The organism is Stenotrophomonas sp. YJH_SMC_58, assembly GCF_059369635.1.
On record NZ_JCAFSW010000003.1, the window covers coordinates 134,217 to 152,332 of the forward strand.

General features: G+C 66.7%; 17 protein-coding genes. 11 read left to right on the top strand and 6 right to left on the bottom strand.

Features of this window, described 5'->3' with window-relative positions; translation table 11 throughout:
- Positions 1-26 precede the first annotated feature (26 nt).
- From AC5P68_RS05250 to AC5P68_RS05270, 5 genes are all read right to left on the bottom strand, one after another.
- Positions 27-707: a DUF2058 domain-containing protein gene (locus AC5P68_RS05250; RefSeq protein ID WP_049403128.1), complete on the bottom strand. Its 681-nt coding sequence runs from the start codon at positions 705-707 to the stop codon at positions 27-29.
- A gap of 10 nt (positions 708-717) precedes the next feature.
- Positions 718-960, bottom strand: a complete 243-nt coding sequence (locus tag AC5P68_RS05255) for a SlyX family protein (RefSeq protein WP_005410256.1) — start codon at positions 958-960, stop codon at positions 718-720.
- Positions 953-2,302 (bottom strand): UDP-glucose dehydrogenase family protein, encoded by a 1,350-nt coding sequence (locus AC5P68_RS05260; RefSeq protein ID WP_005410257.1) that lies wholly within the window; start codon positions 2,300-2,302, stop codon positions 953-955. Before AC5P68_RS05260 ends, AC5P68_RS05255 begins: the two co-directional genes overlap by 8 nt.
- Positions 2,303-2,325: 23 nt before the next feature.
- The gene (locus AC5P68_RS05265) at positions 2,326-3,303 is read right to left on the bottom strand and encodes an FKBP-type peptidyl-prolyl cis-trans isomerase (RefSeq protein ID WP_005410258.1); all 978 of its coding nucleotides are present in this window, start codon (positions 3,301-3,303) and stop codon (positions 2,326-2,328) included.
- A gap of 96 nt (positions 3,304-3,399) precedes the next feature.
- Complete coding sequence (locus tag AC5P68_RS05270; RefSeq protein WP_005410259.1) at positions 3,400-3,987, bottom strand: glutathione peroxidase; 588 nt, start codon at positions 3,985-3,987, stop codon at positions 3,400-3,402.
- 365 nt (positions 3,988-4,352) lie between these two features.
- Here AC5P68_RS05270 and AC5P68_RS05275 point away from each other — a divergent pair, with 365 nt between their 5' ends.
- The 7 genes from AC5P68_RS05275 (at position 4,353) to AC5P68_RS05305 (ending at position 8,932) form a co-directional block, all read left to right on the top strand.
- On the top strand, positions 4,353-4,589 hold the full coding sequence (locus AC5P68_RS05275) for a hypothetical protein (protein ID WP_005410260.1): 237 nt from the start codon (positions 4,353-4,355) through the stop codon (positions 4,587-4,589).
- Positions 4,590-4,591: 2 nt separating this feature from the next.
- Positions 4,592-4,951, top strand: a complete 360-nt coding sequence (locus tag AC5P68_RS05280) for a GntR family transcriptional regulator (protein ID WP_005410261.1) — start codon at positions 4,592-4,594, stop codon at positions 4,949-4,951.
- Positions 4,951-5,826 (top strand): ABC transporter ATP-binding protein, encoded by an 876-nt coding sequence (locus tag AC5P68_RS05285; protein ID WP_005410262.1) that lies wholly within the window; start codon positions 4,951-4,953, stop codon positions 5,824-5,826. The genes AC5P68_RS05280 and AC5P68_RS05285 overlap by 1 nt, the downstream gene beginning before the upstream one ends.
- Positions 5,823-6,851, top strand: a complete 1,029-nt coding sequence (locus tag AC5P68_RS05290; RefSeq protein ID WP_049403129.1) for an ABC-2 transporter permease — start codon at positions 5,823-5,825, stop codon at positions 6,849-6,851. Before AC5P68_RS05285 ends, AC5P68_RS05290 begins: the two co-directional genes overlap by 4 nt.
- 25 nt (positions 6,852-6,876) lie before the next feature.
- Positions 6,877-7,764, top strand: coding sequence for a GIN domain-containing protein (locus tag AC5P68_RS05295; RefSeq protein ID WP_005410264.1), 888 nt, complete (start codon positions 6,877-6,879; stop codon positions 7,762-7,764).
- Positions 7,765-7,794: 30 nt separating this feature from the next.
- Positions 7,795-8,406 (top strand): YggN family protein, encoded by a 612-nt coding sequence (locus AC5P68_RS05300; protein WP_049431360.1) that lies wholly within the window; start codon positions 7,795-7,797, stop codon positions 8,404-8,406.
- 100 nt (positions 8,407-8,506) lie between these two features.
- Complete coding sequence (locus tag AC5P68_RS05305) at positions 8,507-8,932, top strand: hypothetical protein (protein ID WP_288419469.1); 426 nt, start codon at positions 8,507-8,509, stop codon at positions 8,930-8,932.
- Between the two features lie 103 nt (positions 8,933-9,035).
- Here the strand turns inward: AC5P68_RS05305 and AC5P68_RS05310 are convergent, their stop codons facing one another.
- Complete coding sequence (locus tag AC5P68_RS05310; protein WP_049403131.1) at positions 9,036-10,463, bottom strand: class II fumarate hydratase; 1,428 nt, start codon at positions 10,461-10,463, stop codon at positions 9,036-9,038.
- Positions 10,464-10,756: 293 nt separating this feature from the next.
- Between AC5P68_RS05310 and purB the strand changes: the two genes are divergently transcribed.
- From purB to AC5P68_RS05330, 4 genes are all read left to right on the top strand, one after another.
- Positions 10,757-12,124: an adenylosuccinate lyase gene (gene purB / locus AC5P68_RS05315; protein WP_164133632.1), complete on the top strand. Its 1,368-nt coding sequence runs from the start codon at positions 10,757-10,759 to the stop codon at positions 12,122-12,124.
- A 649-nt stretch (positions 12,125-12,773) separates the two neighbouring features.
- Positions 12,774-14,186, top strand: a complete 1,413-nt coding sequence (locus AC5P68_RS05320) for a ribosomal protein uL16 3-hydroxylase (protein ID WP_049402254.1) — start codon at positions 12,774-12,776, stop codon at positions 14,184-14,186.
- 9 nt (positions 14,187-14,195) lie between these two features.
- Complete coding sequence (locus AC5P68_RS05325; protein WP_288418781.1) at positions 14,196-15,092, top strand: GNAT family N-acetyltransferase; 897 nt, start codon at positions 14,196-14,198, stop codon at positions 15,090-15,092.
- A gap of 187 nt (positions 15,093-15,279) precedes the next feature.
- Positions 15,280-18,111, top strand: a complete 2,832-nt coding sequence (locus tag AC5P68_RS05330) for a 2-oxoglutarate dehydrogenase E1 component (RefSeq protein WP_005410271.1) — start codon at positions 15,280-15,282, stop codon at positions 18,109-18,111.
- The last annotated feature ends 5 nt before the right edge of the window (positions 18,112-18,116 follow it).

Below are 18,116 nucleotides of genomic sequence, written 5' to 3' on the forward strand. Positions count from 1 at the left end.
GCGTTTTCATCGTGCAGCAGGTGCAGTTACCAGACCAGGTCGTCCGGTACCTGGTACTGCGGGTCTGAGTAGGGATCTTCCTCGGCCGGCGCGTTCGGGTCGACCTTCAGTGCCACCGATGCGGCAAACACCGCTTCGGACTGTGCCAGCACTTCGGCGGTCACCAGCAGGTAACGGCCATTGAGCTGGACCACGCCCAGCTCACCGGCATTGAGCGCGGTCAGCTGTTCGGCGGTCACGTAGATGCGCTTGATCTTGCCGCCATACGGGAAGTGGCGAGCGATATCAGCCGCCTCGGAGTTCAGGCCCTTGTCCTTCAGCAGTTCTTCCAGCTTGGCCTTCGCCTCGCGACGCACGCGTGCCTCTTCCTGCTTCAGGCGCTCGGTCTCGATGCGCTCTTCCTTCTCGCGCTGCGCACGGATGGCATAGGCCTTGGCCAGATCCATCTCTTCGGCGCTGCGCGGCTTGCGCGGACCCTGCTGGCCCGGGCCACGCGACTGGGCGGGCCTGCCCGGGCCACCGTGGCCATGCCCGCGACGCTCACCGGGCTTGTGCTCGCCCTTGCCAGCGCCCTGCGGCTTTCCATTGCCGTTGCCACCCTTGCCCTGCGGGCGGCCATCACGGCGGGGGCCATCATTCTTGCGCTCGGGCTTGGGCGCGGGCTTGAAGCCCAGGCCCATCAGCTGGTCGCGGAGGGTATCGCTCATAGGATTCGGATCAGTAGTGCGGCGGCGGCGGTTCGCTCGCCGGATCGGAAGAATTCAGTGCGTTGCGGACCTTGCCCAGGTCCTCCAGCAGCACACGCAGCACGTCGGCGTTGCGCATGCCCTGCATGCGGGCATCGGCCAGCGCATCGCTCAATTCGGCAAGCGCCTGTTCCTGGAAGGACACGCGCATTTCCAGTTCGACCAGGCGCGCTTCCAGCGCCTGCTCGCGTTCGGTCGGCAGCAGGTCAGACATGCAGCGAACGCCCCCGGCCAATGCCGTAGTACGCCAGGCCGGCAGCTTCCACTTCGGCCGGATCGTACAGATTGCGCCCATCGAACACCGCCGCGTCCTTCAGCTGCTCGCGCAGCTTCTGGAAGTCGGGGCTGCGGAACTGCTTCCACTCGGTGACCACCACCAGCGCGTCGGCCCCTTCGAGGGCCTCATCAGCACTGCTGCAGAACACCAGGTCATCGCGCTCGCCGAAGATGCGCTGCGATTCATGCATCGCTTCCGGATCATAGGCACGCACCGTGGCACCGCCTTCCCACAGCTGCGCCAGCAGGCGACGGCTGGAGGCTTCACGCATGTCGTCGGTATTCGGCTTGAAGGCCAGGCCCCACACGGCAAAGGTCCTGCCACGCACGCCTTCGTCCTCGCCCTTGTCGTAATGACGCTGGATGAGGGCGAACAGGTGGCCCTTCTGCGCATCGTTGACCGCTTCCACCGCGTTCAGCAGCTTCGGCTCAAGACCATGCTGCTGGGCGGTGCGGGCCAGCGCCTGCACGTCCTTGGGGAAGCAGGAGCCACCGTAGCCGGCGCCCGGGTAGATGAAGTGCCAGCCGATGCGCGGGTCCGAGCCGATGCCCTGGCGGACCTGCTCGACGTCGGCACCGACGCGCTCGGCGATGTTTGCGATTTCGTTCATGAACGAAATCTTGGTCGCCAGCATCGCGTTCGCCGCGTACTTGGTCAGCTCGGCCGAGCGCACGTCCATTTCCACCACGCGGTCGTGGTTGCGGTTGAACGGCGCATACAGACGACGCATCACCGCCACCGACTCCTCGCTGGTCGCACCGATGATGATGCGGTCCGGGCGCATGCAGTCGGCAACCGCGTCGCCTTCCTTCAGGAATTCCGGGTTGGACACCACGTCAAAGGTGATGTCCGCGCCACGCGCGGCAAGTTCTTCAGCAATGGCCGCACGCACCTTGTCGGCGGTGCCCACCGGCACCGTCGACTTGTTGACCACCACGGTCGGCACGCTCATGTGCCGGCCAATGGTACGGGCCACGGCCAGTACGTACTGCAGGTCAGCGCTGCCGTCCTCGTCCGGCGGGGTACCGACGGCAATGAACACCACCTGGCCATGCGCGATCGCGGACGCGGCATCGGTGGTGAATGCCAGCCGCGACGCGGCGTGGTTGGCCTTCACCATCGGCTCCAGGCCGGGCTCATAGATCGGGATGATGCCCTGGTTGAGGCCATCCACCTTGGCCTGGTCGATATCGACGCAGACCACCTGATGACCGACATCGGCCAGGCAGGTACCGGTCACCAGACCTACATAACCGGTACCGAAAATCGCAACGCGCATGTCCGTGCAGGCTCCGTGGTGGCTTACGGCAGGACGCCCAGCAGCTCGACGTCGAACGTCAGAGTCGCGTTCGGGCCGATCGGGCCACCCGGCGTGCCGTTCTCGCCATAAGCCAGATTGCCCGGGATCCAGAAGCGGTACTTCGAACCGACCGGCATCAGCGCAACGCCCTCGGTCCAGCCCTTGATCACCTGGTCCAGGCCGAACTCGGCCGGCTGACGACCATAGGAGCTGTCGAACACGGTGCCGTTGAGCAGCTTGCCTTCATAGTTCACGCGCACCTTGCTGCTCGGCAGCGGGCGCTCGCCGCTACCCGGGCGGATGACCTGGTACTGCAGGCCCGAGGCCGTCGTCACGACGCCCGGCTGGGTCTTGTTCCTGGCCAGGAAGGCATTGCCTTCTTCGCGGTTGGTCTGCGCAGCAGCGGCAGCCTTGGCCTGCATTTCAGCCTGCTTGCTGCCCATGAAGGCCTGGATGGTGGCGGTCGCGTCAGCTTCCGTCATCTTCGGCTGGCCCTTGGTCAGGCCGGTGCTGATCGCGTCAAACAGCGAGGCAACATCGATGTCGTCCTTCAGCTGCGCCAGCGACGGGCCCACAGAGTAGGAACCGATCATCTGCGACACCTTGACGCGGTCGACCTTCGGCGGCTGCGAACCCGGCGCCATGCCCGGCACCTGCTGGCCGCTGCGGGCCATCACGACCTGGCGCAGGGCCGCGTCGGTGGCCTTGGCCTGTTCCTGGGTGATCTGCGGCTGCAGGCCTTCGAACGAACGCTCCACGGCGGTGCGCAGCGCGGCCACGTCGATCTCATCGGCGATCGGGGTGAACGACTTGGCCACGTCCAGGCCGATGGCGTAGCCGAGCTTCTGCTTGGGGGAATTCAAGGTTGCGGTCTCCTTGGCGGCTGCGGGGGCAGCCGATTGTTGCGACAGAGCGACACCTGAAGTGCCCATCGCCAGAATCAGAACCGACGCCGCGGCGCCGCGCATTCCCATCTTCATTCGCTGCATTCCTGGAAGTGTCTGGGCGCCGACGTCGGCGCGAAAAGAAGCATTGTCGCACGCATGCCGTCGATGTCGAGGCATCCGTGCCGGATATCAATGTGCGGCCGCTGCGGCCAGCGCCTTGTCGATGGCCGCAGTCAGCTGCGGATCATCCGGCGTCACCTTGCTGGCGAACTGGGCGATGACCTTGCCATCGCGGCCGACCAGGTACTTGTGGAAATTCCAGCCCGGTGCCACGCCGGTGGCCGCGGTCAACCGTTGATAGAGCGGCGTCGCCTCCGCACCGACCACGTGCACCTTCTCGAACATCGGGAACTTGACCCCGTAGGTGAGCGTGCAGAAATCCTGGATCTGCTTCTCGTCACCGGGCTCCTGGCCCTTGAAATCGTTGGACGGGAAGCCGAGCACGGCAAAACCTCGGCCGGCATAGCGCTTCTGCAGCGCCTCCAGGCCTTCGTACTGAGGGGTATAGCCGCACTTGCTTGCGGTATTGACCACCAGCAGCACCTGCCCGTGGTAGCGCTGCTGCAGGTTGACCTGCTGCTTGCTGGCCAGCGGGCGGTAGTCGAGGTCGAGAAGATCGGCCGCCAGCACCTGGGTGGAACCGGCCAGGCCGGCTACCAGCAGGGTCAGCAGGGACAGGCCGCGCAGGCGGCGCGGCATAACGGTCGGCAAGGGCATCGAGAGCAGTCCGCGGTGGCCATTCACAGGGCCGGCCGGTAGCGGCCGGAGTCGGCCGAACTATAGCACCGGGCCCCCTTCCCCCTTGTTGCAAGGGGCGCCTGTGGCTTTGCGCGGCGTGGCGCTTTCCTGCACGACCCGCCAGCAACGGCGCAGTAATGACATAGCATGGACAACACTGAATGGAAGGCGGGCCTGGGTCGGTCCGCGCCAGAACCTGATTCCCCTTCCGAATCAATCGGATAAACGAATATTTCAGCGATTTGACCACCCCTGCCATCAGTTGGGGACGGCAAGGGGTTGCACGTAGGCGTGCCGGTGTTATAGTTGCATACAACACCAGTCACCTGAGACAGGGGGAAGCCATGAACGCCCGGATCCGTCGCAACCTCACCGCACCCGCGGCCGCTGCTGTTTCGACCCTGATCGTGCTGGCCTGGCTGGCCACGCCCACCGCCCCCGCCTCGCCCGACAGTGCGCAGGATGCAATCGCTACACCGGCCGGGAACGCCGATTCCTCCCCCCCTCCCCCGCGTCGGCTGCACAGCTCCCTGTCCATGCCGTATTTCTCGTTCGCCCAGCCGCTGACCCCACGGAGCTGAATATGAGCGACATCCAGTGGAGCGACGGCGCTCCCATCTACCGTCAGTTGAAGGAGCGCGTGATCGCCATGATGCTCGACGGAATCCTCAAGCCGGGCGATGCCCTGCCTTCGGTGCGCCAGGTGGCCGCCGATTACCAACTGAACCCCATCACCGTTTCGCGCGCTTATCAGGAACTGGCCGACGAAGGCCTGGTCGAAAAGCGCCGCGGGCTGGGCATGTTCATGACCGAGCAGGCCGCCACGCAGCTGCGCAGCAGCGAGCGCGAGCGCTTCCTCAATGAAGAATGGCCGGCCGTGCTGGAGCGCATCCAGCGCCTGGGCCTGAGCCTCGACGAATTGCTGCCCCAGGGGAAAGTCTGATGAATAGCACCGCAAGCGAACCGGTCATCACCGCCCGCGGCCTGCGCAAGGCCTACAAGTCCACCGTTGCCCTCGACAGTGCCAGCTTCAGCATTCCGAGCGGGCGCATCGTCGGCCTGATCGGTCCCAATGGCGCCGGCAAGACCACCGCGCTGAAGGCCATTCTTGGCCTCACCTCGGTGGAAGGTGAGTTGAGCGTGCTCGGGCGCGACCCGCGGCTGCACCGCGACGAACTGATGAACGACATCTGCTTCATCGCCGACGTCGCCGTGCTGCCGCGCTGGCTGAAGGTGCGCGAAGCCATCGATTTCGTCGCCGGCGTGCATCCGCGCTTCGACCGCGCACGCTGCGAGCGCTTCCTGGCCAACACCAAGCTGCAGCCGAAGCAGCGCGTGCGCGAGCTGTCCAAGGGCATGATCGTGCAGCTGCACCTGGCACTGGTGATGGCCATCGATGCCCGCATCCTGGTGCTGGACGAGCCCACCCTGGGCCTGGACATCCTGTACCGCAAGGAGTTCTACCAGCGCCTGCTGGAAGACTACTTCGACGAGCAGAAGACCATCATCGTCACCACCCACCAGGTGGAAGAGATCGAGCACATCCTCAGCGACGTCATGTTCATCCGTGATGGCCGCATCGTGCTCGATGCGGAAATGGACGAGGTCGGCCAGCGTTACACCGAACTGCTGGTCAACGCCGACCAGCTGGAGACCGCACGCGCCCTGAAGCCGATCGACGAACGCAGCCTGGCGTTCGGCAAGACCGTAATGCTGTTCGACGGCGTACCGCGCGCCCAGCTTTCCACCCTTGGCGAGACCCGCAGCCCGGGCCTGGCCGACCTGTTCGTCGCCGTCATGAAGGGGACCTACGCATGAATGCCGTCAACCATCCCGTCAGCCCCCTCGGCACGCTGCGCTGGCTGCTCAAGCGCGAGTACTGGGAAAACCGCGGCGGTTTCCTGTATGCCCCGCTGATCGCCGGCCTGATCTCGCTGGTGATGAGCACCGTCGGCATCGCCTTCGGCCTGTTCGCGCTGAACCGCGCGGCGCGCAACGGTGCGCTGCATGTCGATGGCGAGAGCGTGAACGTCAATGGCCTGGACCTGGCGCTGCTCACCCGCAACATCGACGGCAAGGACCTTGCCGACCTCGGTAACGGCCTTGACCTGACCCTGGTGCTCAGCTCGGCATGGCCGTTCCTGGTGCTGGCCTTCGTGGTGTTCTTCTATTGCCTCGGCGCCCTGTACGACGACCGCCGCGACCGCAGCATCCTGTTCTGGAAGTCGTTGCCGCTGTCGGATACCCAGACCGTGCTGTCCAAGGTCATCAGCGCACTGGTCGTGGCACCGCTGATCGCGGTGATTGCCGGCATCATCACCATGTTCGGCTTCATGCTGATCATCAGCATCGTCGCGCTGATGCACGGTGGCAGCCCGATGGCGCTGATCTGGGGGCCCGCCAGCCCGTTGACCCTGGCCGCTGGCCACCTGAGCTGGATTCCGGTCTACGCGCTTTGGGCCCTGCCCACTGCAGGGTGGCTGCTGCTGTGCTCGGCCTGGGCCAAGAGCAAGCCGTTCCTGTGGGCGGTGATGCTGCCACTGTTTGCCGGCGTCATCGTCAGCACCACCAAGATCATGCCGCTGATCGGCCTGACCACCGGCTGGTTCTGGCAGAACATCGTCGGCCGCCTGCTGCTGGGCGGCGTGCCCGGCATGGACCTGCTGTACCGCCTCGGCGCAGGTGAAGGTTCGCGCCGCGACCTGGATTCGGTGGTCAGCCTGATGTCCCCCGCCTCGCAGCTGAAGTCGCTGGCGATGCCGGAGCTGTGGATCGGTGCGGCCGTCGGGGCACTGTTCATCTTCCTCGCCATCCGCCTGCGCAAGCGCGCCGGCGAGATCTGATTCCATCCTCCCGGAGGCACCACCCATGCGTTCTTTGCTCGCCTGTTCTGCGTTGTTGCTGTTGCCGCTGTCGGCGCTGGCCGCCGATGCTCCGAACTGCAAGTTCACTGCCGCCCGCGCGCTGAAGCTGGACGTGGCCGGTGCCAAGACGGTGGTGTTCGAGGTCAACCAGCACGACCTGAAGGTGGTCGCCAGCGCTGGCGGCGGCCAGCTGGACGGCCGCGCCTGCGCGTCCAGCCAGGAATGGCTGGACCAGCTGGTACTGGACCAGCGCAAGGTGGGCGACAAGCTGGTGGTGAGCCTGCGCCGCGACGGCCGCCAAAGCGGCATCAGCCTGGGCAACAGCTACGCCTGGCTGGATATCCGTGGCAGCGTGCCGGACAACCTGCCGCTGCAGTTCAAGGTCGGCTCGGGTGACGCCAGCGTGGAAAACGCACAGTCGCTCAGCGTGGACGTCGGCTCCGGTGACGCGGTGGCCCGCGGTACCCGTGGCAGCATCCACGCTGCAGTGGGTTCCGGCGACCTCAACATCGATGGCGGCAGTTCGCTGAATCTGCTGTCGCTGGGTTCCGGCGACGTCAATGCCCGCAACATCGGCGGCGATGCCATCACCGGCACTGTTGGTTCGGGTGACCTGAAGATCACCGATGTGCGTGGCAACGCACGCCTGGATACGGTCGGCTCCGGCGACATCGAGTTCAAGCGCGTGCAGGGCAGCGTCGAAGTCGGCGTGGTCGGCTCCGGTGGCATCGATCTGGCCGATATCGGCGGCAACGTGCATGTGCGCAGCCACGGCTCGGGCGACATCCAGGTGGACGGCGTACGCGGCAGCCTGACCGTCGATCACAGCGGCAGCGGCGATATCGAACACCGCAACGTCAGCGGCCGGGTCACCCTGCCGCGCAGCAAGTAATCCTCTTCCACACACGTCCAGGGGAACATCATGAACCTGTTGCGCCTGCTGCCCGCCACCCTGCTGTGCCTGCCGCTGATCGCCTGTGGTGGCACGTCCTCCGCCCCCGACAGGAGCGTCGGCAAGAGCGTCGCCGAAGCCACCAGCGGCGTCGGCCAGACCGTCAAGGAAGCCATGGACGATGCCCGCAAGGACATCGCCCAGGGCAACATCAAGATCTCGGCCGACAAGCAGCCGCGTGCGGAGATCACGCCGGATGGCCGCCTGCTGATAGCCGGCAAGGAGGTCGCCGCCAACGACGTCCAGCGCCGCCACCTGCAGGAGTACCGCGGTCACGTGGTCGCCGTTGCGATGGCGGGCATGGATGTCGGGCTGGCCGGCGCCAAACTCGGCGCCAACGCCGCCGGTGAAGCGCTGAAGGGCATCTTCAGCGGCGACAGCGAAGGGGTGGAGAAGCGCATCAACGCCGAAGCCGCCAAGATCGAGGCCCAGGCCAAGCGCATCTGCGATCGCCTGCCGGCGATGCTGGCCAGCCAGCAGGCACTGGCGCGCGAGCTGCCGGCATTCAAGCCGTACGCGACGATGGACCAGAGCGACGTGGACGACTGCGGCAAGGACAACTCGGTCACGTTCTCCAACTGAGACAAATCGACGCACCCGACCGGCTGCGGCCTTCCGTTGCCGGTCGGGCACTGTCGGCGGGCTTACAATGGGGCCCCCGGATGCCCCCGAACCGAACGCCATGAAGAAGTTGTTCCTGCTGCTGGCCGCCCTGCTCTGCCTGGGCCTGGTCGGCTGCGACAAGGATTACCGCAATCACCGCGCCGAGCGCGGCAAGCCCAAGATTTCCGTCAGCGGAGGCATGGTGACCGTGCGCCGCCCGCCGGCACCGAACATCATCATCCTCGGCGACGGCACGATGAAGGTGGACGAGATCCAGATTCCACTGGACGACGGGCAGAAGCAGATGCTGCAGACGATGTTCGGCAAGCTGCAGGTGCTGCGCCAGAACACGCTGGTGGCCGCACCGGCCGATCCGAACATGCAGCCGGTGAAGATCCAGCCGCCGGAGGGCATGGAGGTGATCCCGGCCGACCTGATCCAGCGCATCCCCGAGTTCAAGGATTACACCGACACCTTCGGCAACATCGTCGCCGACCGTCGCTGACGAAAAACGCCGCCCGAGGGCGGCGTTCTTCGTTTCCGTAGAGTCGAACCATGCCCGACTCCGGAACAACCGTCGAGCGTGGCTCGACTCTGCAACCGGCAGATCACCCCCCGGCGCCACCACCGCCAGCCTGGATGCCACCAGCAGTCAGCGCAGTCGGGTCCAGCAGGCGACGCAGCTCGGCCTCGTCAAGCCCGCTGTCTTCCAGCGCCACGTCCAGCACCGGGCGCTGTTCCTTGTAGGCACGCTTGGCAATCGCCGCTGCCTTCTCGTAGCCGATGATCGGGTTCAGCGCGGTGACCAGGATCGGGTTGCGCGCCAGCGCCTCGGCCACGCGGTCCTCGCGCACCTTCAGACCTGCGATCGCGCTGTCGGCCAGCAGCCTGGACACATTGGCCAGCAGGCCGATGCCATCGAGCAGGTTCACCGCGATCAACGGCAGGGTGACGTTGAGCTGGAAGTTGCCGGTCTGCCCGGCCACGGTGATCGCGGTGTGGTGGCCGATCACCTGCGCGCAGGCCATCACCGTGGCTTCCGGAATGACCGGGTTGACCTTGCCCGGCATGATCGAGCTGCCCGGCTGCAGTGCCGGCAGTTCGATCTCGCCCAGCCCGGCCAGCGGACCGGCATTCATCCAGCGCAGGTCATTGGCGATCTTGATCAGTGCCACGGCCAGCGCATTGAGCTGGCCGGACAGTTCCACCGCATCGTCCTGCGCGGCCAGGCCTTCGAACTTATTCTCGGCGCTGTCGAACTTGAAACCGGTCTGCTGCTTCAGCGCCTTGGCCACCTGCGCGCCGAAGCGCGGGTCGGCGTTGATGCCGGTACCGATGGCGGTGCCGCCCAGCGGCAACCGGCGCACGCGCTTGAGGCTGTCTTCGATGCGCTCCTGCGCCGAGGCCAGCTGCGCCGACCACGCACCGAATTCCTGCTCGAAGGTGAGCGGCATCGCGTCCATCAGGTGGGTACGGCCGGTCTTGACCACCTTGCGCAGGCTGCGGCCCTTCTTGTCCAGGGTCTTGCGCAGGTGCACCAGCGCCGGCAGCAGCTGCTCGTGCGTCGCCAGCACCGCCGACACCCGCAGCGCAGTCGGAATCACGTCGTTGGAGCTCTGCCCCTGGTTGACGTGGTCATTGGGATGCACGGTGGTCTTGCCCGCCTTGCCGGCACGGTTGGCCAGGGTGGCGATGACCTCGTTGGCATTCATGTTCGACGACGTGCCCGAACCCGTCTGGTAGACATCGATCGGGAACTGCGCGTCCCAGTTGCCGGCGGCCACTTCGGCGGCAGCGGTCTGGATGGCCTTGGCCACGGTCTTCGGCAGGTGGCCCAGCTCCGCGTTGACGCCGGCGGCCGCGCCCTTGACCAGGCCCAGCGCGCGGATGAAACCGCGCGGCATGCGCTGGCCCGACACCGGGAAGTTCTGCACGGCACGCTGGGTCTGCGCGCCCCACAGGGCATCGGCAGGCACCTGCAGCTCGCCCATGCTGTCGTGTTCGATTCTGAAACCCTTGCTTGCAGCTTTGCTCATTGCATCAACTCCGCACTACTTCAGTTGGGGAAAGGGAAGCGGCGGCTGGCAGGGTGTCGCTTCCCGGGCTGGCGGCTGCGGCCACAATACTCCCTTGACCGCAGCATGGGATGACGAGGGCGGGCCAGATCGTTCCACCTGCACGGCCGTTCTGCGCGCGCAAGGGTAGTGCCGGCCGCTGGCCGGCAATCCATGGAATCGAGGGCCGGGCGTGGTTGCCGGCCCGCGGCCGGCACTCGCTGACCGGCACGTCGTAGAATATGGCCCCCGCCGCTCGTCCCAGCCCTGCCGACATGTCCGATTCCGCCCTGCTCGCCCTGTCCCCGCTCGATGGCCGCTACGCCGGCAAGGTCGACGCCCTGCGCCCGATCTTCTCCGAATACGGTCTGATCAAGGCCCGCATCGTGGTCGAGGTGGAATGGCTGCTGGCGCTGGCCGCCGAACCGGGCATCGTCGAACTGGCGCCGTTCTCCGACGCCGCCGTCGCCCGCCTGCGCGGGTTGGCCGCCCGCTTCAGCCCGGCCCAGGCCGCGCGCGTGAAGGAGATCGAGCGCACCACCAACCATGACGTCAAGGCGGTGGAGTACTTCATCAAGGAACAGCTGAAGGACGACGCCGAGCTGGCTCCGGCGCTGGAATTCGTGCATTTCGCCTGCACCAGCGAAGACATCAACAACCTCAGCTACGGCCTGATGCTGGAACAGGCCCGCCGCGAGGTGCTGCTGCCGACCCTGGACGGCATCGCCACCACGCTGCGCAACCTCGCCCACGCCCAGGCCGGCCAGCCGATGCTGTCGCGCACCCATGGCCAGACCGCCTCGCCGACCACGCTGGGCAAGGAGCTGGCCAACGTGGTCGCGCGCCTGGAGCGCCAGCGCAGGCAGATCGCCGCGGTCGAGCTGACCGGCAAGATCAACGGCGCGGTCGGCAACTACAACGCCCACATCGCCAGCTACCCGGACGTGGACTGGCCGGCCTTCGCCGAGCGCTTCGTGACCGGCCTGGGCCTGGTGTTCAACCCGTACACCACGCAGATCGAGCCGCACGACAATGTTGCCGAGATCGGCGATGCCGCGCGCCGCGCCAACATCATCCTGATCGACCTGGCCCGCGACATCTGGGGCTACATCTCGCTGGGCTACTTCAAGCAGCGCCTGAAGGAAGGCGAAGTCGGCTCGTCGACGATGCCGCACAAGGTCAATCCGATCGATTTCGAGAATGCGGAAGGCAACTTCGGTATCGCCAACGCGCTGTTCGAGCACTTCAGCGCGAAGCTGCCGATCAGCCGCTGGCAGCGTGACCTGACCGATTCCACCGTGCTGCGCGCACTGGGCACCGCGTTCGGCCACAGCCAGGTGGCGCTGGATTCGCTGGCCAAGGGCCTGGGCAAGCTGGAAGTGAACCCGCAGCGCCTGGATGCCGATCTGGACGCGGCCTGGGAAGTGCTGGCCGAGGCCGTGCAGACGGTGATGCGCCGCCACGGCCTGCCGAACCCGTATGAGCAGCTGAAGGCGCTGACCCGCGGCCAGGGCATCACGGCCGAGTCGATGCGTGCGTTCGTGCAGGGGCTGGAGCTGCCGGCGGATGCGAAGCAGCGCCTGCTGGAGATGACCCCGGGCAGCTACACCGGCCTGGCCGAGTCGCTGGCGAAGAAGATTTAAGGGGATCCTTGCGGCGGCGGCCGCGGGCGCTGCCTGCGGCAGGCAACGGCAACATCAACGTCAAGAGCGGCTCTGGGTTATCGCCTCGCTTGGCGGGGCGGGTTGGGTTCGCGGGGGACGCCGTGAACCCGTCCCTGGGGGCTTGGCCGCGGCATCCATGCCGCGGACACCCCCGCGAACCCAACCCGCCCCACCTCTGACAGATTCCCGGTGACGGATCGAAGAGCATTGGGTTGTCGGGACGGAATTTGAAAGAGGGACGCGGCTTCGCCGCGCCCCTCTTTTGTTTTGGCACGAGCAAGCGCAGCGCGCGACCCGCTGTTGCTTTTGCTTTTCTTCTTCCATTCCGTGGCGGGCCGCGCAGGAAACTGTCAGGGGCCGGGCGGGTGGGCTGCGCGGGGGTGTCCGCCGCATGGATGCGGCGGCCAAGCTTACAGGGACGTACTTGCAGCGTCCCCCGCGCAGCCCACCCGCCCGGCCAAGCGCGGCTTTTGCTTGTGAACCCACCCCGCCACGAGGGGCTCCGCCGTTGGCCGGACACCCCGCGACAAACCCGCGCACGTGCGCAATCCCCACGAACGGCGGACAATGGAGATCTCAGGCGGCCCGCTGCGCCGCCCCTCCCGCTTTCCGCTGCAAGGATTCCCCCATGGCCGCCCGCAAGTCCTCCGCCCCCCTCATCGAAGTCACCGCCCGCCCCGGCCAGCCGCTGGGCATGGCGCCGGCCACCTTCCTGCGCGACTTCTGGCAGAAGCGCCCGCTGCTGATCCGCAACGCCTTCCCCAACTTCCAGACCCCGGTGCAGCCGGAAGACCTGGCCGGGCTGGCCTGCGAGGAAGGCGTGCTGGCGCGCCTGATCGAGCACGACAAGACCCGGGACGGCTGGCGCGTGCGCACCGGCCCGTTCCAGGAAGACGTGTTCCCCGCCCTGCCCGACCACGACTGGACCCTGCTGGTGCAGGACGTGGACAAGTGGGATCCGGACGTGCGCGCCCTGATCGAGCACTTCAGCTTCCTGCCGCGTTGGCGCATGGATGACGTGATGATCAGCTTCGCCGCCACCGGCGGCTCGGTCGGCGCCCATGTCGACCAGTACGACGTGTTCCTGCTGCAGGCCCACGGCCACCGCCGCTGGCAGATCGACGCCAGCGAATCGATCAAGGGCAAGCAGCCACCGCTGGGCTTCCGCCCGGACGTGGAACTGAAGCTGCTGAAGGTATTCAAGCCGACCCACGACTGGGTGCTGGCGCCGGGCGACATGCTGTACCTGCCGCCGAACGTGCCGCACCACGGCGTCGCCGAGGATCCCTGCCTGACGTTCTCCTTCGGCATGCGCGCACCGTCCTCGGCCGAACTGATCAGCGACTACCTCGACACCCTGATCGCCGATGCCGACGAGAACATCCGTTACCAGGATGCCGACCTCAAGGTGCCAGCCGACCCGAACGAAATCGACACGGTGGCGATGGCGCGGGTGATCACCGCGCTCAACGCCATCCGCATGAACGACCCGGACAAGCTGGGTGACTGGTTCGGTCGCTTCATCACCACCTACCGCGCCGCCGGCGAAGTGATGGCCCACCAGGCCGCGCCGGCTCCGGAGGAAGTGGTCCAGGCACTGGCCTCCGGCCTGCTGCTGCAGCGCCACCCGTGGGCACGCCTGGCCTGGCGCCGGGCCAAGCGCGGCGCCAGCCTGTACGTCAGCGGCCAGGACTTCGCGCTGCCGGTGAAGGACGCCCAGCGCCTGGCCGGCGCCGAGCAGCTCGACGCCGCCGCCTATCGCGGCCTGTCCGACAAGGGCCGGGCCGTGCTCCAGCTGCTGCTGGTCGGCGGCGTGTTCCAGCTGATCGATCCCAGCGAAATGTATGACGCTGAAGACGAGGACGACGGCGAAGACGCCGTGGTCCTCGGCGAAGTGGTCGAAGGCCGTGACCGCGTCGACGCGATCGACGCCGACGCGGTGTCCGACGATGTCCACTCCGTGACCGTGCACGACGACGGTATCGAGGTCATCGTCAACTTCGAGGACGACGACGAAGACGACAGCACGGGCCGGGCCTGAGCCCTCACCATGATCCGGGTCCAGCAGGTCAGCCACGCCGACGCCCACGTTGCCATTCACGACGTGCGCCAACGCGTGTTCGTGCAGGAACAGGGCATCGCCGCGGAACTGGAACGCGATGCGCTGGACCCGGTCAGCGTCCATGTGCTGGCGCTGGACAGTGACAACCAGCCGGTCGGCACCGGCCGGCTGGCCCCGGACGGCCGCATCGGCCGCATGGCGGTGCTGGCCAGCCATCGCAGCCACGGGGTCGGTGAGGCCCTGCTGGAGGCACTGGTCGAGGCCGGGCGCAGGCTCGGCCTGGCCGAGCTGCACCTGCACGCCCAGCTGCCCGCCCGCGATTTCTATGCCCGCCAGGGCTTCCTGCCGGAAGGCGAGGTATTCGAGGAGGCCGGCATCGGCCACCAGCAGATGCGCCGCCGGTTGGGCGCGGCCAGTGCCATCGACAGTCGCGAGCAGGCGGTGGCCATCACCACGGCCATCGTCCACCGCGCCCGCCGCCAAGTGTGGCTGCACAGCCGTCAGCTGGACCCGGGACTGCTCGACGCGCCGTCGGTACAGGCCGCCCTGCGCCGCTTCGTCACCGCCCGCCACGACAAGCAGCTGCGGGTGATCGTGCACGACGCCGCCGCCATCGCGTCTGCCGGGGCGCCGCTGCTGGCCTTGGCCCAGCGCCTGCCCAGTGTGATCCAGTTCCGCGAGGTCACCGACCCGGTCGACCGTGCGCTGGCCTCGGCCTGCCTGCTCAACGACGCCGGCGACTTCTACTTTCGTCTGATCGGTCATCGCCTCGACGGCGAGGCAGGCGTCGCGCTGCCTGCACGTTCGCAGCCGTTCGAGCAGCAATTGCAGCGGGTCTGGGACCGTTCGCGCGATTGCAGCGAACTGCGTGCGCTCGGCATCTGAGCGGGGTACCGCCCACTCAACCTGTCTGGAAGCGGCACCGGGGGACCCGGGATGCCCGTTCTGGTGCCCCTTCCTGTCCGGATGGGGGTACAATTTGGCTGTTTGAACGCGCCCGCGCAGGGCTATTCATCTTCCTGCCGGGTCCTTCTGAAGCCATACCCCACAAAGCGAATCAACACCCTCCATCGTGGACAATCAACTGAAGCAGTTTGCGCAATCTTCGCAGCTCGCCGGCGGCAACGCCTCCTATGTCGAGGACCTGTACGAGCAGTACCTGGTCTCCCCGGACAGTGTCGATCCCAAATGGAAGACCTACTTCGACGGCTTCAAGGGCCGCGAAGCAGGCGACATTCCGCACTCGGCCGTCATCTCCCACATTGCGGACGCGGCCAAGGAAGCGCTGAAGGCCGGCACCGGCAACGGTGCGGGCGACGAGCGTGAACGCAATGTCGGTCGTCTGATCACCGCCTACCGCTCTCGCGGCCACCTGGACGCCCGCCTCGATCCGCTGGGCCTGGCCGCGCCGGTCAACACCCCGGACCTGGGCCTGCCGTTCCACAGCCTGTCCGATGCCGACCTCAACAGCGAGTTCAGCACCGGCGGCGTCGGTGGCCAGCCGCGCATGAAGCTGCGCGACCTGCTGGCACGCCTGAAGGCGACCTACACCGGCTCGATCGGTGCGGAGTTCATGCACATCTCCGAGGTCGAGCAGCGCCAGTGGATCTACAAGAAGCTGGAAGCAGCCGGTGGCAACTACCAGCTGGACGCTGACACCCAGCGCCGCACCCTGGAGCGCCTGACCGCGGCCGAAGGCCTGGAGCGCTACCTGCACACCAAGTACGTCGGCCAGAAGCGCTTCTCGCTGGAAGGCGGCGACTCGCTGATCCCGATGATGGACACCATCATCCGCAGCGCCGGCAAGGATGGCGTCAAGGACGTGGTGATCGGCATGGCCCACCGCGGCCGCCTGAACGTGCTGGTCAACACCCTCGGCAAGAACCCGCGCAAGCTGTTCGACGAGTTCGAAGGCAAGTTCGAGCACGACGAGCACGCTTCTGCCGGCGACGTGAAGTACCACATGGGCTTCTCGGCCGACGTGGCTACCGACGGCGGCCCGGTGCACCTGGCGCTGGCGTTCAACCCGTCGCACCTGGAAATCGCCGACCCGGTCGTGGCCGGTTCCGTGCGTTCGCGCCAGGAGCGCCGCAAGGACACCGCACGCAAGCAGGTCATGCCGATCCTGATCCACGGCGATGCGGCCTTCTCGGGCCAGGGCGTGGTCATGGAGCTGTTCCAGATGTCGCAGGCCCGCGGCTTCGCCGTCGGCGGCACCGTGCACATCGTGGTCAACAACCAGGTCGGCTTCACCACCTCCAACCCGCTGGACACGCGCTCCACGCGCTACGCCACCGACGTGGCGAAGATGATCGCCGCCCCGGTGCTGCACGTGAACGGCGATGATCCGGAAGCGGTGGTGTTCGCCGCGCAGCTGGCCTTCGAGTTCCGCCAGAAGTTCGCCAAGGACGTGGTCATCGACCTGATGTGCTACCGCCGTTGGGGCCACAACGAGGCCGACGAGCCGGCGATCACCCAGCCGCTGATGTACCAGGTGATCCGCAAGCACCCGACCACCCGCGAGATGTACGCCGAGCAGCTGGAAAAGGCAGGCGTGATCGCTGCCGGTGCCGGCAAGGCGATGGTCGATGCCTACCGCGAGAAGCTCGATGCCGGTGAAGTGACCACCGAGCTGGCCAAGGTCGAGAAGACCCCGCCGACCAGCCCGCTGTTCGTCGATTGGCCGAAGCTGCTGGAAGGCAAGCTGTCCGACCCGGTCTCGACCAAGGTCGAGAAGAACAAGCTGGTCGAACTGGCCAAGCTGATCAACACCATTCCCGAAGACGTGCAGCTGCACTCGCGCGTGGCCAAGGTCTATGACGACCGCCGCAAGATGGCCGCCGGCGAGATCCCGGGCGACTGGGGCTTTGCCGAGAACCTGGCCTACGCCACCCTGCTCGACGAAGGCCACGCACTGCGCCTGGTCGGCCAGGACGTCGGTCGCGGTACGTTCACCCACCGCCACGCGATCCTGCACGACCAGAAGACCGACAACTACTACATGCCGCTGCGGCAGCTGGTGGATTCGCCGGAGAAGGCCACCGTCATCGATTCGCTGCTGAGCGAAGAAGCGGTGATGGCCTACGAGTACGGCTTCTCCACCACCGATCCGAACACGCTGTGCATCTGGGAGGGCCAGTTCGGCGACTTCGCCAACGGCGCCCAGGTGGTGATCGACCAGTTCATCGCCGCCGGTGAAGCCAAGTGGGGCCGCATTTCCGGCCTGACCCTGCTGCTGCCGCATGGCTATGAAGGGCAAGGCCCGGAGCACAGCTCGGCGCGCCTGGAGCGCTTCCTGCAGCTGTGTGCACTGGAGAACATGCTGGTGGTGGTTCCGTCCACCCCGGCACAGGCCTTCCACATGCTGCGCCGCCAGCTGCACCTGACCACCCGCAAGCCGCTGGTGGTGATGTCGCCGAAGTCGCTGCTGCGCCACAAGCTGGCCGTGTCGACCCTGGACGAACTGGCCAACGGCGAGTTCCAGCACCTGATCGGCGACGCCAGTGCGGACGCCAAGAAGGTCAAGCGCGTGGTGCTGTGCTCGGGCAAGGTCTACTACGACCTGCTGGAAGACCAGACCAAGCGTGGCCAGGACGACGTGGCGATCATCCGCGTGGAGCAGCTGTATCCGTTCCCGCGTGCGCTGCTGGCTGCCGAGCTGAAGAAGTACGGCAAGGCCACCGACGTGGTGTGGACGCAGGAAGAACCGCAGAACCAGGGTGCGTGGTACCAGATCCGCCACCACCTGCAGTTCTGCCTGGCCGATGGCCAGAACCTGCACTACGCCGGTCGCGCACGTTCGGCGTCGCCGGCTGCCGGTCACATGGCTGACCACGTCCGCGAACAGCAGCAGCTGATCGCCGACGCGCTGGTCAACCCGTTCAACGACACGTTCGCTGAATAATCCTC

Bases quoted from the DNA above. Each gene is read 5' to 3' on its own strand.
- AC5P68_RS05250 (WP_049403128.1), bottom strand. From the start codon at position 707: ATGAGCGATACCCTCCGCGACCAGCTGATGGGCCTGGGCTTCAAGCCC.
- AC5P68_RS05255 (WP_005410256.1), bottom strand. From the start codon at position 960: ATGTCTGACCTGCTGCCGACCGAACGCGAGCAGGCGCTGGAAGCGCGC.
- AC5P68_RS05260 (WP_005410257.1), bottom strand. From the start codon at position 2,302: ATGCGCGTTGCGATTTTCGGTACCGGTTATGTAGGTCTGGTGACCGGT.
- AC5P68_RS05265 (WP_005410258.1), bottom strand. From the start codon at position 3,303: ATGAAGATGGGAATGCGCGGCGCCGCGGCGTCGGTTCTGATTCTGGCG.
- AC5P68_RS05270 (WP_005410259.1), bottom strand. From the start codon at position 3,987: ATGCCCTTGCCGACCGTTATGCCGCGCCGCCTGCGCGGCCTGTCCCTG.
- AC5P68_RS05275 (WP_005410260.1), top strand. From the start codon at position 4,353: ATGAACGCCCGGATCCGTCGCAACCTCACCGCACCCGCGGCCGCTGCT.
- AC5P68_RS05280 (WP_005410261.1), top strand. From the start codon at position 4,592: ATGAGCGACATCCAGTGGAGCGACGGCGCTCCCATCTACCGTCAGTTG.
- AC5P68_RS05285 (WP_005410262.1), top strand. From the start codon at position 4,951: ATGAATAGCACCGCAAGCGAACCGGTCATCACCGCCCGCGGCCTGCGC.
- AC5P68_RS05290 (WP_049403129.1), top strand. From the start codon at position 5,823: ATGAATGCCGTCAACCATCCCGTCAGCCCCCTCGGCACGCTGCGCTGG.
- AC5P68_RS05295 (WP_005410264.1), top strand. From the start codon at position 6,877: ATGCGTTCTTTGCTCGCCTGTTCTGCGTTGTTGCTGTTGCCGCTGTCG.
- AC5P68_RS05300 (WP_049431360.1), top strand. From the start codon at position 7,795: ATGAACCTGTTGCGCCTGCTGCCCGCCACCCTGCTGTGCCTGCCGCTG.
- AC5P68_RS05305 (WP_288419469.1), top strand. From the start codon at position 8,507: ATGAAGAAGTTGTTCCTGCTGCTGGCCGCCCTGCTCTGCCTGGGCCTG.
- AC5P68_RS05310 (WP_049403131.1), bottom strand. From the start codon at position 10,463: ATGAGCAAAGCTGCAAGCAAGGGTTTCAGAATCGAACACGACAGCATG.
- purB (WP_164133632.1), top strand. From the start codon at position 10,757: ATGTCCGATTCCGCCCTGCTCGCCCTGTCCCCGCTCGATGGCCGCTAC.
- AC5P68_RS05320 (WP_049402254.1), top strand. From the start codon at position 12,774: ATGGCCGCCCGCAAGTCCTCCGCCCCCCTCATCGAAGTCACCGCCCGC.
- AC5P68_RS05325 (WP_288418781.1), top strand. From the start codon at position 14,196: ATGATCCGGGTCCAGCAGGTCAGCCACGCCGACGCCCACGTTGCCATT.